The sequence below is a fragment of the Methylorubrum sp. GM97 genome (assembly GCF_024347855.1).
Taxonomy (GTDB): Bacteria; Pseudomonadota; Alphaproteobacteria; order Rhizobiales; family Beijerinckiaceae; genus Methylobacterium; species Methylobacterium extorquens.
In genome coordinates this window covers 1341377-1357350 of the sequence record NZ_AP025942.1, presented here as the reverse complement: position 1 = coordinate 1357350, position 15974 = coordinate 1341377, and the positions used below count along the sequence as shown (strand labels likewise).

Annotated in this window: 13 protein-coding genes, 1 tRNA gene and 1 pseudogene; 5 read left to right on the top strand and 10 right to left on the bottom strand. The window is 68.0% G+C overall.

Annotated elements, in window-relative coordinates; genetic code table 11:
* Positions 1 to 613: 613 nt before the first annotated feature.
* Positions 614 to 1427 (bottom strand): annotated as a pseudogene (locus tag MSPGM_RS06390) (oxidoreductase).
* A 310-nt stretch (positions 1428 to 1737) separates the two neighbouring features.
* Positions 1738 to 2709, bottom strand: a complete 972-nt coding sequence (locus MSPGM_RS06385) for a tripartite tricarboxylate transporter substrate-binding protein (protein ID WP_261926228.1) — start codon at positions 2707 to 2709, stop codon at positions 1738 to 1740.
* A 176-nt stretch (positions 2710 to 2885) separates the two neighbouring features.
* Here MSPGM_RS06385 and MSPGM_RS06380 point away from each other — a divergent pair.
* Positions 2886 to 4069 (top strand): IS3-like element ISMex5 family transposase gene (locus MSPGM_RS06380; RefSeq protein WP_209688052.1). Its coding sequence is split into 2 segments (ribosomal slippage): positions 2886 to 3150 and positions 3150 to 4069, totalling 1185 coding nucleotides; the frame shifts between segments, so codons are not numbered across the junction.
* Here MSPGM_RS06380 and MSPGM_RS06375 read toward each other — a convergent pair.
* Entirely contained in the window at positions 4066 to 4539 is a 474-nt protein-coding gene (locus tag MSPGM_RS06375; RefSeq protein WP_261926227.1) for a tripartite tricarboxylate transporter TctB family protein, read from the bottom strand. The genes MSPGM_RS06380 and MSPGM_RS06375 overlap by 4 nt on opposite strands.
* Positions 4540 to 5018: 479 nt before the next feature.
* Between MSPGM_RS06375 and MSPGM_RS06370 the strand changes: the two genes are divergently transcribed.
* From MSPGM_RS06370 to MSPGM_RS06360, 3 genes are all read left to right on the top strand, one after another.
* On the top strand, positions 5019 to 5225 hold the full coding sequence (locus MSPGM_RS06370) for a DUF6494 family protein (RefSeq protein WP_003604821.1): 207 nt from the start codon (positions 5019 to 5021) through the stop codon (positions 5223 to 5225).
* A 543-nt stretch (positions 5226 to 5768) separates the two neighbouring features.
* On the top strand, positions 5769 to 6101 hold the full coding sequence (locus MSPGM_RS06365) for a hypothetical protein (protein ID WP_003604823.1): 333 nt from the start codon (positions 5769 to 5771) through the stop codon (positions 6099 to 6101).
* A complete protein-coding gene (locus MSPGM_RS06360) occupies positions 6089 to 6844 on the top strand; it encodes a DUF72 domain-containing protein (protein ID WP_082289743.1) in 756 nt (251 codons plus the stop codon). The genes MSPGM_RS06365 and MSPGM_RS06360 overlap by 13 nt, the downstream gene beginning before the upstream one ends.
* A gap of 119 nt (positions 6845 to 6963) precedes the next feature.
* On the opposite strand, the gene MSPGM_RS06355 is transcribed toward MSPGM_RS06360, so the two are convergent.
* A complete protein-coding gene (locus MSPGM_RS06355; RefSeq protein WP_012752328.1) occupies positions 6964 to 7392 on the bottom strand; it encodes an RNA polymerase sigma factor region1.1 domain-containing protein in 429 nt (142 codons plus the stop codon).
* A gap of 276 nt (positions 7393 to 7668) precedes the next feature.
* Here MSPGM_RS06355 and MSPGM_RS06350 point away from each other — a divergent pair.
* A tRNA-Arg gene (locus tag MSPGM_RS06350) sits at positions 7669 to 7745 on the top strand.
* Here the strand turns inward: MSPGM_RS06350 and MSPGM_RS06345 are convergent.
* The 6 genes from MSPGM_RS06345 to MSPGM_RS06320 all read right to left on the bottom strand — a co-directional run bounded on the left by MSPGM_RS06345 (position 7716) and on the right by MSPGM_RS06320 (position 15850).
* Positions 7716 to 9383, bottom strand: a complete 1668-nt coding sequence (locus MSPGM_RS06345) for a recombinase family protein (protein ID WP_261926226.1) — start codon at positions 9381 to 9383, stop codon at positions 7716 to 7718. The two genes, MSPGM_RS06350 and MSPGM_RS06345, sit on opposite strands and share 30 nt — an antisense overlap.
* 142 nt (positions 9384 to 9525) lie before the next feature.
* On the bottom strand, positions 9526 to 9681 hold the full coding sequence (locus MSPGM_RS06340) for a hypothetical protein (protein ID WP_261926225.1): 156 nt from the start codon (positions 9679 to 9681) through the stop codon (positions 9526 to 9528).
* Between the two features lie 52 nt (positions 9682 to 9733).
* Positions 9734 to 12481, bottom strand: coding sequence for a MobF family relaxase (mobF, locus tag MSPGM_RS06335; RefSeq protein WP_261926224.1), 2748 nt, complete (start codon positions 12479 to 12481; stop codon positions 9734 to 9736).
* A 206-nt stretch (positions 12482 to 12687) separates the two neighbouring features.
* Complete coding sequence (locus MSPGM_RS06330) at positions 12688 to 14415, bottom strand: type IV secretion system DNA-binding domain-containing protein (RefSeq protein ID WP_261926223.1); 1728 nt, start codon at positions 14413 to 14415, stop codon at positions 12688 to 12690.
* An 11-nt stretch (positions 14416 to 14426) separates the two neighbouring features.
* On the bottom strand, positions 14427 to 15011 hold the full coding sequence (locus MSPGM_RS06325; RefSeq protein WP_261926222.1) for a hypothetical protein: 585 nt from the start codon (positions 15009 to 15011) through the stop codon (positions 14427 to 14429).
* Entirely contained in the window at positions 15008 to 15850 is an 843-nt protein-coding gene (locus MSPGM_RS06320; protein ID WP_261926221.1) for a hypothetical protein, read from the bottom strand. Before MSPGM_RS06320 ends, MSPGM_RS06325 begins: the two co-directional genes overlap by 4 nt.
* Positions 15851 to 15974: the final 124 nt, after the last annotated feature.

The following is a 15974-nucleotide window of genomic DNA, read 5'->3' as shown; positions in this document are numbered from 1 at the left end:
CATAATCGGCATTTGGTATCTGGTATACCAGATAGTCTCGGGCGGTGGCATAACCCTACCAACGCAAGCAATTAAACGGGACGCCTACCATGATCGCTCTTCTCGCTGCTGCCGCTGTCGCTGCTGGTGCTGCCAACGTTGCCCTGGTCGCCTTTATGGCTGACCGTGTATCTCCGAATGGTAGCGCCGCTGGCGAGTTCGTTGCCATCACTGAGACCACTCCTGCTGCTGCCCAGGCCCGTGCTGTCCGGGCCGGCAACGAGAACGTTCCGGCCCAGGCTGCTAAGCTCGCTGCATAAGCCAGCCCTCACGCTGCACTGACGCTGCAAATTGATGAGCCCTGCCAGATCCTGGCGGGGCTTTTCTTTTGCTCAAGGCCAGCGGGAAATCTCGCGCGAGGCCGAAATCAACCTTGGTGCGTTCGGCTCAGATCGCTTTGACTTTAAGAGGAACACGCCGGGTGCTCTCGGTATGACGAGAACGTTGGGAAGGACGAGTCTCGCCAACGTCGATATGAGCGGCGCTTCGAGGAGCCGCCACGTCCGGATGTCCACCTGCGGCGTCGCGGCTCGTGGAGCGCTCCTGGGGAATGCCCGGTGGAAGTGCGCTCCGGTTATTGCGGAAGCCGCATCTGCTTGCGGATGCCTTTGTCGAAGGCGCCTGCCGGCACGAAACGACGTAGCAGGCTAACCCGCCGGGCCATCGTGCCGACTGTATAGCGGACCTTCGGCAGCGTCGCTTTCGCCGCCTTCACGACCGTCTCGGCCACCGCCGCTGGCGCGTCGGCGGCCGCCATGACGTCGCGCATCAGGCGCTCCTGACCGGCGCGCGGCGTCGTAGACGGCGAGTGGCGCGTCCGGAGAGACGAGGTTCCGGTCGAATGCGGTGCGCGTGTAGGCAGGTTCGACGAGGACGACCCTGATGCCCTGTGTCCTGACCTCATGATCGAGGGATTCGGAATAACCTTCGAGCGCGTGCTTGCTCGCGGCGTAGAGCGCCATGTAGGGCGCGGGGACGAGCCCGAAGAGCGAGCTGATGTTGACGATGCGGCCGCCACCGCCAGCTCGCATCAAGGGCAAGACGGCGCGGGTCATGCGGATGGCCCCGAACAGGTTGACGTCGAACAGGGCCTGCGCCTGCTCGATGGAGGACTCCTCGGCGCCGCCGCTGATGCCGAAGCCGGCGTTGTTGACCAGCAGGTCGATCCGCCCGGTCCGCGAGGAGATTGTCTCGACCGCGCCAGCGACCGCCGCATCTGAGGTGAGGTCGCAGGGCAGCATCGTAATGTCGCCCTCCACGACTTGGTCGACCTTTCGGCTCGTGCCAAACACCCGGTAGCCCGCGGCCTTTAAGGCTCTGGCGGTCTCCAGGCCGATGCCAGAGGCAGCCCCCGTTACGATTGCGACCCTAGTTTCGGGCTGTGCCACGAGGTTCTCCTCTCAGGCCGGCATTTCTGTTGGGCGCTCTCGGTGTAACGGTCCCCGGATGTGGTGTGACGGGTCGAGCCTGAAGCGTTTGGGCTCTTTCGTCCAGGCCTGACAGATGAACGCGTAGGGTGTGAGGCACCTCTTCGCATCGGCAAAGCGATGCGCCGCGCGGCCTGCAATAGGATCTGGTTCAGGGCGCCCTTTCGCTCGGGTTCGGTGAATCCGCAATCAGGATTTCATGTGGGAGATGTCCGCGCGGCTTGAGCCAGCTCCGATGGCACTCTGCTCGGAGCCGGCCCTTAGGAAAGCCTCAAGGGTTGGCGTCGACGGCTGATCTGAGGACCGGCGTCCAGCGGGCAACCTCGCGCTCGACGAGCTTCTGCAGCGCGTCGGGTCCAGCCTCCGCGTCTTTCGGCACCGTGCCGCCGAGCTCGAGGATACGCCTCTTCGCACCCGGATCCTTGAGCGCGGCATCGAGGGCAGCGACGAGCTTGGCCCTGACATCCACCGGCAGCCCCTTCGGTGCGAAGACCGCGTTCCAGGCGCTGACCTCGTAGTCGGGCAGGCCCGCTTCCTTGGTGGTCGGCACATCGGGCAGGCTCGGGGAGCGCTCGGGCGTCGCGATGGCGTAAGCCTTGATTGTGCCGCCGGCGATCTGCGGGGCGACGTTGACGATCTGATCGGTCATGAAGTCGACCTGACCAGCCATCAGGTCGTTCAGCGCCGGCCCGGTGCCACGATAGACGACGAGGGTGGGCTTGGCACCGACGATCGAGTCGAACAGCACGCCGGTCGAGTGCGAGACGGAGTCGACGCCCGCATGGGCCTGGTTGATCGAGGCGCCACCGGACTTGAGCCCCTCGATGAAGCCCTTGAGGTCCTGCGCCGGCATGGCCTTCTTGGCGACGATGACGATCGGCGTGCCGGCGGCGAGGCCAATGGGATCGAAGCTTTTGGCGGGATCGTATTTCAGGCCCTTGAACAGAGCCGGTGCTGCACCGTGCGTGCCCATATGGCCCATCATGATGGTGTAGCCGTCGGGCGAGGCCTGCGAAGCCCGCGTGATGCCCGTCGTGCCGCCGGCGCCGGTCACGTTCTCGATGACGACCTGCTGACCGAGAACCTGTGACATCGGCTCAGCGACGATCCGCGCGATGACGTCGGTCGGGCCGCCGGCCGCGAAGGGCACCACCATGGTGATCGGGCGCTGGGGATAGGTGTCGGCCGCAGCGCCAAATGCGGCGAGCGCCGACAGGAGGCCGATGGCGAAAGCCCTTCTCATGTTCCTCATCCCTTTCTTGTTTTCCTGTCGCCGGAGATCCCTGCGCCCCCCGGGCGCCGAGCCGGTCAGGCTTCCGTAAACACCTCGTCGCGGCTTCGCCGCAGCGACGGCTGATCCGCCCCCACTGAAGTGGTCCGCCCTGAGGTATGGCTTTTGAGCCAGATGAGGACGGACAGATGGGAACGAAGCGGCACAAGCCGGAAGACGTGGTCGCCAAGCTGCGGCAGGTGGATGTTCTGGTCTCGCAGGGCCAGAGCGTGGCGGAGGCGATCCGGGCCATCGGCGTGACGGAAGTGACCTACTACCGCTGGCGCAAGGAGTACGGCGGCCTGAAGAGCGATCAGGTTCGACGGATGAAGGACCTGGAGGTTGAGAACCAGCGGCTGCGCAAGGCGATTGCGGATCTCACCCTCGACAAGCTGATCCTGCAGGAGGCCGCTCGGGGAAACTGACCAGCCCCGCGCGCCGACGCGCCTGCATCGCGCATGTCATGAACGTCCTAGACGTCTCCGAGCGCCGCGCCTGTCGGGCGCTCGGGCAGCATCGCTCGACGCAGCGCAAGGTGCCGCGGGGAAGAGAGGATGAGGCCGCGCTGACAGCCGACCTCGTGGAACTGGCTCGCCAGTACGGGCGCTACGGCTACCGGAAGATCGGTGCATTGCTGAAGGCGGCGGGCTGGTTCGTCAACGACAAGCGGGTCGAACGGATCTGGCGGCGCGAGGGGCTGAAGGTCCCGTCTCGGCAGCCCAAGCGCGGCCGCATCTGGGACGGGGATGGTTCCTGCCTGCGATTGCGGGCGGAGCGTCGCGATCACGTCTGGTCCTACGACTTTGTCGAAGCCCGCACGCACGAGGGCCGCAAGTTCCGGATGCTGAACGTGGTCGATGAGTTCACGCGGGAGTGCCTAGCGATCCGCGTCGCACGCAAGCTGAAGGCGGCGGACGTGATCGACGTGCTGTCCGACCTGTTCATCCTGCGCGGCGTGCCCAGCCATATCCGCTCGGACAACGGTCCGGAGTTCATCGCCAAGTCCGTGCAGGCCTGGATCACCGGTGTCGGCGCCAGAACAGCCTACATCGCACCCGGCTCGCCATGGGAGAACGGTTACGTCGAGAGCTTCAACGCACGACTACGGGACGAGCTTTTGAACGGTGAGATCTTCTACACGCTCAAGGAGGCGCAGATCGTGATCGAGAGTTGGCGTCTACACTACAACAGCGTGCGCCCGCACGCCTCGCTCGGCTACCGACCACCGGCCCCGGAGGTGTTCGTGCCGGCCTTCACCGCTTGGCCGGCTGCGCTCACTCGGTCGGCTCCGCCGGCCAAGCGACCCGTGGAGCAAAGGCCGACCCTGCACTAACTTAGAACTTGGACCACCGCGTGGGGGCCGATCAACGCCAGGATCACGAGCTCGCGAAACCGCGCTTCAGGAGACGCGTAGCCCGCGAGAATGACCGCGAGGGGGCCGGCGACGATCAGGCCGAGGCCGGGCGTCGTGATGGGGCCGAGGGCGGTCGGCCGGATCGTCGCGGCAAAGGCGAGAATCGCCAGGACGACGACGATCGGGCCGCGCAGGCCGAACGTCTGAAGCCCTGCACCGCCACGGACGAAGCCCGTCGCGGCAAGCAAGACCCCGCAGGCGGCCACGCCGATTGCAACCCAGTGCGGCAGCATGCCGGGCCCCATCGCACCGAGGGTGCCTCGCGATAGATCGCCCGCGGCCCAGACGCCGGACATTCCGAGCAGGACGAGGCCAAGGCCAGCTGCCACGTTCTGCGGCACGCGCGAAAGCGCATGGCCCGACCCAGCGCCACTCGATCGGTCGCTCATCGTCCCCTCTCAACGGGCATGCCCGCACCGGTGCTCCCGATGCGCGTGGCGCAAAGAAAACGACCGGACCCTCCCACGAGGAATTTTATCCAGATCTTAGGCTGGGGAGCTAAATTTCGGCAAGACCATAACACCCGCGAAATCGCTTATCTCCCAAGCCTTCTGTTATCGACAACAGGGCCGGCGGGGGACGCGCTATCGCGGCTCCTTTCAACATCAGCATTCGAGGCAGCGTTGACGGGTCGATGCCGAAGATGCGTGTGCGCGCCGGCTTAGGAGCGAAAGGTTTGCCGCGGGTCGAGCCCTCTGCGAATTCTCATGGTTGGCGCATCCTGCGCCATCGGTCTTGGCCGCGTAGCTCCCTCATTATGCGCTCGTTATGCCGCGCCGGAAGGATGGGGAGCTGTGTGCCGCAGGCGTGGCATCGATCGTCGGCTCAGCGAGTTGACGACTGAGCACATCACACTGGGAGAAATGCCATGGACGAAGATCGTTTTAACATCGAGTTGCGCAAGTTTTTGAAGGAAGTCGGCGTCACCTCACAGCGTGAGATCGAACGTGTCGCCCGCGAGGGCCTCGCGCAGGGCGGCACGTTGAAGCTGCGTATGACACTCACGGCCGAGAATGCGCCGCTCGAGCACGTCGTCGAGCGGACGATCTCGCTTGGTGAGGGTGCAGACAGCTAAACACTATCGCTTACGGGAACTTGGTGGCAGGTCCGGCCGAAAGCGTCTGGCGCTTCATGCCCAGCGTGTAGCGGGCTCGGGCATGTCATCGACCTGTCCATGTTCGTCGACGTGATCCGGATCTGGCGCTTCCTCGGCAACCGCGGATCGAGCATACCATCAGTCAACTCGAGCGCTGATCGGTAAGGATCACCGATTGGGAGTTGCCTCGGTCCGACGGCGGATGCGTAGCAGCGGCTGGCCTAGCAGTGGCGCGCCCACGGCACACCATTGGCGCCGCCGTCCGCATCCGCGAACACATTGCCGGGCGCTTGAGCGGGCCCTTCGCCGCTCCCTGGCGCACCCGACACGATTCGAACGTGTAACCTTTGCCTGAGGAGGGCCGCGCTACCATCCACTTGGGCGGTCAGGACATTCGACCACCTGGCGCTAACAATTCCGCCACTCGATCTGGCCTTCTGCGGGCGGCTCACCGCGCCGGGCTAAAACCCAGTCTGACGGAAGACCTTCGCGCTGGCTCATTGGCACAACGTGGTCGCTACCATGCGGCGATTGAGCGAGGAGCACCAGATCGCGGGGCTCTCAGCATGGGCTGACGACCTCGCCAGCATCGCAGCCCCGCGGAAGGCTGATCAGGACAGACTCGATGCCGTGCTGTGTGCGCTGATCGGCCTGCACTGGCACTTGGCCCCACGCGTCGCCTCGATCATGATCGGCGATCGTGAGGCGGGATACGTGGTTGCTCCGGCGAGCTTGGACGTCCGTCAACGTCTCATGGCGGCCGCTGCTGCATGCGGCGTATCAACCGATGTCGACTGGAACCCGATGGGGAACGCCAAGACAGCACAGCTGGCTGATAAGGGATGGAATTGCTGAGCGTCACTGCCGTTGGGACAGCGGGCTGGAACGTGCCGAGGGCTTACGCCGATCGGTTTCCACAAACCGGGAGTCATCTCGAACGCTACGCACAGCGCTTCAATGCGGTGGAGATCAACACCTCCTTCTATCGGCCGCATCGCGTCGCGACCTACGAGCGGTGGGCCGCGGCGGTGCCCGAACGATTCCGCTTTGCTGTGAAGGTCCCACGCACAATCACGCACGAGCGGCGCCTCGAGAACGTGGACGAACCGCTCGCGCGATTCTTCGATGAGATCGCCGGGCTCGGCCTCAAGCTGGGCCCACTCTTGCTGCAACTGCCGCCGAGCCTTCCCTTTCAGAGCGGGACGAGTGGTGAGTTCCTGCAGCGCTTCAGGCGGACATTCTCGGGAAGCATCGTCTGCGAACCGCGGCATCCGAGTTGGTTTACGCCCAGCGTCAACACGCTCTTAGCAGACCTGCTGATTGCTCGCGTTGCAGTTGATCCGGCACCGGTGCCTCAAGCGGGCGAGCCAGGCGGCTGGCGAGGCCTGACCTACCATCGGCTGCACGGGTCTCCTCGGATCTACTACTCGGCCTACAGGCCGGATGTGCTCGACGCACTAGCGGAGCGTCTCGCGGCTGAGGCGAAGGACGGGCTGCCGAACTGGTGCATCTTCGACAACACGGCGGAGTTTGCGGCCACGAGTGACGCGCTTTCGACGCTGGAACGCTTGAGCCGAGATGCCGGGCGACGGATGTGAAGCTCGTGTGCGGCTGCCAGCCATGCGCGTCGGGGAGCTGACCGCACAACCGCATTGTGTCGGCGGCGAACGGCTGAATGCCTCCTTCCGCGATGCAGGCCGCAGCAGAGAGCCGCGGATCACAGCAGAATCAGCACCATCACCAGGACGAGGAAGGCCGCCAGGCCAGAGAGAAGGACAATCCGGTCTACCTGAATCCTCTCGCCGGAATCGCCTGCCGGCTCCGGAGCCTCGGTGACTTCGCCCGTGGGCTGAGCCGTCATCGCTGCCGACCCAACGCTTACGGTGCTCATGGACAGTGGCCGAGCACCGCCGGCGGACGAGGGCAAGTCCGGCGCGAGAGGCACAGGCCGGTCAGCCCGAGGCCCGAACGCCTCCGGCTCGACGCTCACACCGGCTTCCTCCAGTTCCAGCATCACCAGGACGAGGGCATCCACGTCCATGCTGTCGACTGGCAGCACCGCGCGGAGTTCCTCGGCGGTCAGCTCCCCGCGAGGTCGGCCCAGAGCAATCAGCCGGTCGAGCGTCCCGCGATCGATTGCGCCCATCATCCCAGCCCCTACGCCGCTGCTGTGCCGACAGCAGACAGGATAGAGCGGTGCACCCACGGCACACCATCGGCGCCGCGTCCGCAACCGCGGACACATTGCCGGCGCTTGAGCGGCCCCTCCACCGCTTACTGGCACATCCGACACGATTCGAACGTGTGACCTTTGCCTGAGGAGGGCCACGCTACCATCACTTTGAGCGATCAGGGCATTCGCTCCGCCCGCGCAGCACCGTTGCGTCCGCCGCTCAGTTGGGCTACTCACGAGCCACGGTCAGCACCCGTAGCTCAGCTGGATAGAGCGTTGCCCTCCGAAGGCAAAGGTCACACGTTCGAATCGTGTCGGGTGCGCCACTTCCGTACAGAACTGCGAACACCGGGCGCTGCTGATGAGGCCGCGCCGATGACGGCGGCCTCCAGGCTCGCCTTGTCGCCGACGATGCGAATGACGTTTACGTCCACCTCGACCCTGTCGACGATCGCTTGCAGCCACGCCTTCCGGAAGGGAATTTCACCGCTCGTCACGTTCGCGCGCATCAGCCGCCCGAACTTCTCGACGAGTTCGGGCGCGATCTCGGCCGGCGCACGCTCGGCAACGTAGATCCGGTCGAGGGCGGTCCGGGCCCGGTCCCGCTCCTCCTTCAGCGCCAACAGCCGCGCCTTCAGGATGTCGTCGAGATCGGTCATCCCCTCTTCGACCATTCGATAGAGCCGCTTCAACTTCTCCTCCGCTTCGCTCACCTCGCCGCGCAGAGCCGCCACGCGGCCGTCGACCTGCGCCGTCTTCTCGGCCCGTAGCGCCCACAGTGAGGCCAGCGTCGCCCGCAGCCGGTCCGGTTGCAGCAGCTCGGTGACGAGGTGGTCGGTCACCAGCGTGTCGAGCGTGTCCATCGGGATGCTACGGCCGGTGCAGCCGGTCCTGCCCATCCGGCCATGCTTCGAACAGCTGTAGTAGCGATGGACCTTACCGGACTTCGACGTGCCGGTGCGCAACGTCATCGGTCCGTTGCAGGTCGTGCAGGTCGCCAGGCCCGTCAGCAGGATCGGGCCGGTGACCACGCGGGCCGGCGTCGAGCGCGGGTTATGCGCCTTCAGCGTCGCCTGCACTGCTTCGAACTCGGGTAGCTCGATCAGCGCCGGCACGGTGATCGGGATGTGTTCGGCCGCAGGCTTCTCGGCCAGCGTCTTCGAGCAGCGTCGGTTGAACACAGCCTCGCCGACGTAGGCCCGGTTGGTCAAGATCCCGTGCACGGTGGCGACCCCGAACCGCGCCCCGGCGCGGGTACGAAAGCCGCGCTCGTTCAGGTGGCAGGTGATCGCCTTGACACCGAGCGGACCGGTGGCGCCGTCGCCGAATCGGTACAGCCGGAAGATCAGCCTGACCGTCTCGGCCTCTACCGGATCGACGGCGAGGCGCTTCTTGACCCGGGTGCCGCGCTTCTCGACCTCCGCGACCGTGTAGCCGAGCGGGACCGGCGAGCCATTGTAGAACCCCTGCCGCGCGTTCTCCTTCATCGCCCGCAGCACGTGCTTGGCGTTCTCCTTCGACTGGTACTCGTCGAACAGGGCGATGACCTGGCGCATCATCACCTGTGCGGGGTCATCGCCCAGCTCCTGGGTAATCGAGATCAGCCGCACGCCGGCCCTGGCCAGGCGGCGCACGTACATCTCCAGGCCGAAACTGTCGCGGAAGAAGCGCGAGTAGGAGTGCACGACGATGACGTCGAAGGGATGGTCGTCGTCGCCCGCGCGCTCGATCATCCTCTGGAACTCGGGGCGGTTGTCGTCGGTGGCCGAGGCGCCCGGCTCGACGTACTCGCCGACGACCGGCCAGCCCTTGGCCATGCAGAAGGCGTGCACCTGCTTGCGCTGGTCCGGGATCGAGAGGTCGCCCTCGGCCTGCCGCCCGGTGGACACGCGCAGGTAGCAGCAGACGCGCTGCGGCCCCTCGATCACCGGCACGAAGCGCGCCTTGCGGGTCTGATGGGTCATTGCGCGGGCCTCGGCGCTGCTGGAACAGATGTCATCGAACGGAGGGAGGCTGAGGAGGGCGGGACTCGGCAGCAAGAGTGCGCCCGGCCCTCCTCCACAGGTATCCGCACGCCCGTCGCCTGCCGGATCGTCTCCCGTGCCGTCATGGCTTCAGAGCGCGCAGGAGATCGTCGAGGGCGGGGCCGAGATACATCTCCAGCACCTCCAGTTCGGCGCGGCCGACCGGCACGGGCCGCGGCAGGTCGTCGACGACCGTCCACTCTTCGGGCTTCTGTACGCCGCGATGCGGCCCGGTCACGGCGGCACGCGGCCGGGGCGCGTGCCGCCATCGACGCGAGGATGGGACACGCTCAGCCATCGCGCGCGAGCCCCCGCGCAAGTCGCAGAGACCGCGCTCTGCGCGCATCACCGGCGTTCGGAGTGGTTGCGGGCTCCGGCGGACGGCCGACCGGCCCGGCCTCGAATGCCGGTTCGGCCTCGCTCGCCACGCCGTCTGAGAGGTCGAGGGTCGAGGCTTTCTCGCCCGAGCGCGCCAGCAGTCGGGCGAGCGTCGCGCGCCGCTCGTCCGCCTCGACCGGCCGCGCGCGATCGGAAAAGGTGCGCTCGTCGCGCACCCGGGCGTCGATGGCCGCGCGATCGACGAACAGCCGCGTGGCGCCGCGGGCGCGGCTCATCGCCACGAAAGCGTCGTGCCGGTCGAGACCGGCATCGACCCAGACCAGCGCCGACTCGATCGTCACCCCCTGACTGCCGTAGATCGTCGTGGCATGCGCGCTGGCCAGCCGCACGCATCCGCGCGCGTCGGCGAGATCGCGCGGCGAGAACGTGACCTCCCTCGCGCCGATCCGCGCAGTCAGGCGTAGGCCCGCGTCCGGATCGGGGGCACCGACAGCGTCGATCCGGGTCAGAACCGCCTCGGTGCCGTTGACGACGCCGAGCGCGTCGAGGCGCGCCAGGAAGCGCACGCGGTCGCCGACCGAGAGGCCGAGGCGGTAGGTCCGGCCGGAGGGTGTGACCGCGGTGAGCGTCGCGGCATCCTCGGGCGCCAGAACGCCCTCTCGACGCAGGATCTCGCGGACCCCGGCATTCAGCGCCAGCACCTGCGCGTTGCTGCGCGCGATCAGCAGCGGTGCGGGTGCTTCGGGATCGGCTGCCCGCGCCGCGCCCCAGGCCGCGACCATCGCGGCGGCGACATCCTGCGACCGCGCGCATTCGGCGACGGCGCCATGCGCGTCGAGGAGCGCCAGCGCCTCCGCGGCGCGGCCCTGCCCGAGGTAAGTCACCGTCTCCCGCACCCATGCCGCGCGCTGGCGCACGATGGTGTCGACGCGGGCGGTGCCGACCGCGTCGGCGACGATGCGCAGGCCGGGGCCGCCGATCGGCTGGAGCTGCTTGCGGTCGCCGACGAGCCGCACGGCGACGGCGAGACCGGCGGCACGGGCGCGCTCGACCTCGGCGAGGATGCGGTGGAGCTGCCGGCTCGACAGCAGCCCGGCCTCGTCGACGATCAGGCAGGTCCGGTCGGTGAGGAACGGGCGGCCGTGCTCGGCGCCCGCGAGCCAGGAATCGACCGCTCGCGCCTCGATGCCGAGGTCGTCGCGCAGGGCGTGCGCGACCTTCCATGCCGTGGCGGCGCCGATCACCCGCCAGCCCGCCCCCGACCAAGCGGCGGCGACCGGTCGCAGCAGCGTGGTCTTGCCGCTTCCCGGCGATCCTTCCGCGATGGTGATGGCGGAAGTGCCAGTGGCCAGGCTCGCTGCCTTGGCCTGTTCCGGGTTGAGGCAACACTGCCGGACGAGTTCGGCGACGTGGGTCGGATCGGGGACGTTCGGCAGCGACACCGCGGACAGGTCGCGCGCCATACGCTGGAGCTCGCGCTCCAGGGCGATCACTTCTGGCGTGGAGTAGATCGGGTGGGGCCAGCGCCGGTCGCGACCGAGCTCGACCACCGCGCCCTCGGCCACGAGCCGCGCGACCTCCGCCTCGGCGCGGACGGCGTCGACGCCGGTCCCGACCAGGGCTGCGGCGACACCGGCCACGAGATGCCGGTGCTCGAACAGGCTCTGCGCTTCCGTGAGCGCGCGCGGCACCGCATCGACGCGGGCGCGGACCATGGCCTCGGACTGTTCCGGAGTGAGCGCGCGCTCGGGCTCCAGACCGGCCTGAAGCGCGGCCTCGATCATACGCTCGGGCTCGAAGCCGCGCGCCGTGGCCCGGTCCCGCCAGAGGGCGTGCCGATCCTCCGCGTCGCCCCCCATGCCAGATGCGGGCTTGGCCGCTCGCGTGGCCCGCGCCTTGGCCGCGGCCAGCGCCGGCGCGTCGGCGCTGCGAGCGATGCCGAGGGTGGCGAGTTCCTCCTCGACCTCGTGGCGGCGGGCGGAGAAATACCGGCATAGGGCGGGATCGACGCCGACGATCCGGAACACGCCATTAGACCCGGCCGGCTCGATCGCGAAACCGAGGCGCTGCAGCCGGGCCGAGAGTTCGAGGTGATACTGGGCCCCGGCCGCCATCTTCCAGGCGAAGAACGCCTTACCGTCCGGTGTCCCAAAACTGCCGTCGGCCCGCTGCGCGAGTGCGATCACGCATCCGTGGTGATGTAGGTTGGCGTCACCGAAGGTGAGGCCGTCCGCGTGCTCGGCTGGGCGCGACTCGCCGTGCCGGAACAGCGCGACCGTGAGCCGGACCGCTTCGCGCACGCGACCGCCCTTGCCGCGGCGGCAGAACGCGGCCTGCGTGTCGAGCAGCCGAAAGGCTGCCGCGACCGCCTCCTCCTGGGCCCGCTCGATCGCGAGCCGCAGGTCGGGATCAGCGAGCCCCCAGAGGATCGAGACCTCCTTGGGGGCCGAGAAGGCGATGTCGTAGGCGCGGACGCGCTCCGCCCGGCCGCCGTCGTTGCCGAGGAGCGGTCGGCCGTGCAGATCCTTGGCGGCATGCAGGCGCTCGAAATCTGCGCGAAGGACCGGAGCGCCGGCGGCGACTCCGAGGCCCGGCCCGGCCAGGAGCCAGCGGCCCTCGGGCTCGCGACCGCCAGCGTAGTACTCGACCTGAGCGAGGTAGTATGACGCCGATGTGCCGGCGGCGACGGTTGCGACCACGGAAGCCTCCCGAAGAGAGGCTCCCTAGGGATCACGTGGCTCGCGGCCGGCGGCGGGGGCAAATCAGGCAGACTGGCTATTCGGCCAAGCCCTCTCGGGTTCGCACGCGAGAGCGAACCCAGCACGGAACGATCACCGCGCCGGGTCTACCGAAGAGCGGGTCTTGACGAGGGTGAGCGACAAGTCGGTCCGCCGCTTCGGCGACGTCAGGGTGTGCTCGCGACCTGCGCGGTGACCCACGGCGCCTGGATCATGCCAGGACGGTGCTCGATCCAGGTCGACTTCGGCCAGCGCAGACGCAGGATGCTGCCCTCGACCGTGACGAAGGCCTCTCCGCGCGGCAGCGTCGCCAGATCGTGGGGTGTGACGAGGCAGACGGTCTCGGGCTTGTCCACGCCCGTATCCGACTCGCCCTGCGCCCCTGGCTGACCGTAGCGCCGCAGATCCGTCATCTGGATGCCGGTCTCCGTCAGGTACTGCGCAGTCGGTCCGGCGTTGAGGCGGAACAGGACTTGGATATCCATGTTCTGGATGATGGCCTGCGTCAGTGTCGGCCCATAGTTTTCCTCGACCAGCTCGAGATTTTGGCACGCGAGGAGGACGCATACGCCCTTGGAGGGAGCCTGTGCCAGCAGGGCCGGTAGCGCCGAAATCTTTGGGACGGTCGAGAACTCGTCGAGGATGTACCACAGCCTGCGCTCGGTGCTGTCGGCCAGAGCCGGGCCGACGCAGAGCCGGGCCATCATCTCCAGGGCCGCGGTGATCCAGGTCGCCGAGATCGACGGAAGATGCGAAGCGGCTTGAAGGATGATGGTCCGGCGCTGCGGGGCCTCGTCGAGCAGCCACGACCGCAGGGAGATCTGATGCTGCGGTCCGATCTCTGACCAGGCCTGGGCGAGCGGGCGGACCAAGCGGTTGATCGGCGCCATCGCGGTCGAGATGTAGCTCGCCGCGGTGCGGTCGAAACATTCGGTGTCCGGATCGAGCGTCAGGTAGCGCAGGGCCGGACGATGGTGATCGAGGGCGACCTGCCGCAGTGCCGCGTCGGGCAGGTCGAGCACCTCGTCGAGGTCGGCCCAGGACCAACCGGTGCCGTGCTCGGCCTGAAGCTTCCGGATCGCGGCGACCAGGATCTCTTGGCCGCCGAGCGTCCAGTTCGGCTCGCGGTCCGAGACCGAGATCAGGGCGGCGGCGAGCTCGCGCGCGCCGGTCTCGCCGAGCACGTCCCGCCCTACCGCCCAGGCCCACGAGCGGGTATCGTGCGGGGCGAGGAAGATGACGTCGGCGCTCGGCCATCCGGCCGCGACATCGCCCTTGCTGTCGAAGACGACGAGCTTGTCGCGGGGCCGTGCCAGGATGCCGTCGAGCATGAACTGGAGGGCGGTGCTCTTGCCGTAGCGCGGACGGCCGACCACCAGGATGCTCTGGATCTCGCGATTGCGCGGCAGGCGCAGGTCGGGACAGAGCTCGATGCCGGGCCCGGTCGCGCGCATGTCGGCGGCGAGAAGGCTGGCGGCCAGCCGCGGCGCGTCCCGCTTTTCGGCGTAGGTCGCGCCGCCGATGAGGGTCGCGTTCAGTCGCCGCGGCTGCCGCGACAGGACGTGCCGATGCGTGGCCAGACCGAGGCCCAGCGGCAGGCAGAGCACGGCGAGGTAGCGGGCGGACACGAGCAGGGTCGCGAGGTCGACGCCCGGTCGAGCGGCCCCCAAAGCGGTCGGTGCCGACTCGAACCCGAGCAGGATCGCGAGCAGGTTCGGCAGCGCATGCACGGCCGCGACGAGTCCGCTGCCCTGCAGCGGTACCCCTCCCGTCATCGGCAGGAGATCGAACAGGGCGACGGCCAGGGCGAGGCTGGTGGAGAGCCCGACGAGGAGCGCCCAGATCCAAGCACGAACCGGGTTCGCACGAAGCAGGGGTTGGTTGCGGATCGACATCGGGATGAACCTCAGCGGAGGAGAATGAAGGCGAAGCGGTAGGCCATGACGACGCCGACCAGGATCACCGCGGGCAGCACGCTCCAGAACAGGGCGTCGCCGAGGAAGCGCTGCAGGCCGGCGCCCGGACGGAGGCGCGCGACCAGCGTTCGCAAGATCGCAACTTGCGGTCCCGGCTTGGGCGCCTGGAAGGCAGCCGGCCTGCGTCGGCGAGTGGCCGTCGTCCCCAGCTTGGGCTCGGTGCTGTGGTCGCCGGTGGCCTCGTCTGACGCGGGCTCCTCAGGATACGCGTCGGCCGCCCGCTTCTCCCGTTCCCGCCGGATCAGGTACCGCGCCGCCGCCCTGACCTCGTCGACGAAGGTGGCGAGGCCCTGCTCGCCCAGCAGCGCCATGCGCCGCGGCGTCACCAGGGCCGGATCGGTGAATACCGACCGGGCCGTGCTCCGCGCCAGGAGCCAGCGTTCCCGCGCGCCCTCGGCCTCGATGGCCGCGAAGCTCGTGGGATCGACCCGCGCTTCGACCGGGGCCGACGGCGCGGCTGCGCCATCAGCCCCGGCCTCGGGCGCCACGGAATTGGCGTCCCGGTCGGTGCTCATGCCCCGCCCTCCGGCAGGTGGAGCACCTTGGCGCATTCGGCATGCATCGCCCGGAGGTAGCGCACGACGTAGCTGCGCATGATCTTGGCGTCGGCAACGTCCTCCTCGATGCGGGCGGCAACTTCGGGCGGGCTCAGCGCCAGCACCTTGAGGAAGCGCAGGCCCACGGCCTCGAACACCTGCCAGGCCTCGCCTTCGATCACTGGCATGGTCAGCCGCACGCAGCCGTCGAGTGCAGGCTGAAGGCGCTCGCGCAGGAGCGCGCCGAGGTCGGAGGCCGGCTTGACGGTGGCGAAGGTCTCGTCGCGCTGGTTCTCGACGAAGACGGGCACCGCACCCGGCAGGACCTTGCGCAGGTCGGTCAGGGTCTCGATCGCGCCCTCGACGGCGGCGATCTCACGCACTGCCGGGACCAATAGCACGGCCGCCATCTTCCAAGCGTCGAGATCCTCCTGCAGGGTGACATCGCGCAGCCAGCGCACGAACAGCTCGACCATGTTCGCGCCAACATCGACCACCACCACGCCGCCGCTCGCGGCGGCCGCTTGGCAGGCGGCGTATAGGGGGGAGAAGGGTGAGCTCAGCGCCCGAGCCAGGCTGGCGTCGCCGAGCCGCGGCATGAGGCTGATCACGCGCCGTCCGAGGAGCTTGGCGAGCTGGGGCTGATCGTCGACCTGGAAGGCGACCGCTTCGATGCCGTTCAGAGCCAGAAGATCGATCGCCGTGGTGGTGGTCGTGGTCTTGCCGCAACCGCCGCGCTTGTTGGCTACGATGATGAGGCAGGGTGCGTGAACCGGGAGCAGAGACGTCGCCGCCCTGAGCTTGGACTTGAGGGTCATGATGACCTCCTGAGGCAGGTGTCCGAGCCGGCTCGTCCGGCTCAGTGAGAGTATTGTGGGGGATGAATTGAGGCGGTCGCCGGGGGGCAAATCGCAGCCCGTCTGTTCGGAAGGGGATCCGCCT

Excerpts from the sequence above, each read along its gene's own strand:
- MSPGM_RS06385 (WP_261926228.1), bottom strand. The coding sequence starts at position 2,709 with ATGAGAAGGGCTTTCGCCATCGGCCTCCTGTCGGCGCTCGCCGCATTT.
- MSPGM_RS06375 (WP_261926227.1), bottom strand. The coding sequence starts at position 4,539 with ATGAGCGACCGATCGAGTGGCGCTGGGTCGGGCCATGCGCTTTCGCGC.
- MSPGM_RS06370 (WP_003604821.1), top strand. The coding sequence starts at position 5,019 with ATGGACGAAGATCGTTTTAACATCGAGTTGCGCAAGTTTTTGAAGGAA.
- MSPGM_RS06365 (WP_003604823.1), top strand. The coding sequence starts at position 5,769 with ATGCGGCGATTGAGCGAGGAGCACCAGATCGCGGGGCTCTCAGCATGG.
- MSPGM_RS06360 (WP_082289743.1), top strand. The coding sequence starts at position 6,089 with ATGGAATTGCTGAGCGTCACTGCCGTTGGGACAGCGGGCTGGAACGTG.
- MSPGM_RS06355 (WP_012752328.1), bottom strand. The coding sequence starts at position 7,392 with ATGGGCGCAATCGATCGCGGGACGCTCGACCGGCTGATTGCTCTGGGC.
- MSPGM_RS06345 (WP_261926226.1), bottom strand. The coding sequence starts at position 9,383 with ATGACCCATCAGACCCGCAAGGCGCGCTTCGTGCCGGTGATCGAGGGG.
- MSPGM_RS06330 (WP_261926223.1), bottom strand. The coding sequence starts at position 14,415 with ATGTCGATCCGCAACCAACCCCTGCTTCGTGCGAACCCGGTTCGTGCT.
- MSPGM_RS06325 (WP_261926222.1), bottom strand. The coding sequence starts at position 15,011 with ATGAGCACCGACCGGGACGCCAATTCCGTGGCGCCCGAGGCCGGGGCT.
- MSPGM_RS06320 (WP_261926221.1), bottom strand. The coding sequence starts at position 15,850 with ATGACCCTCAAGTCCAAGCTCAGGGCGGCGACGTCTCTGCTCCCGGTT.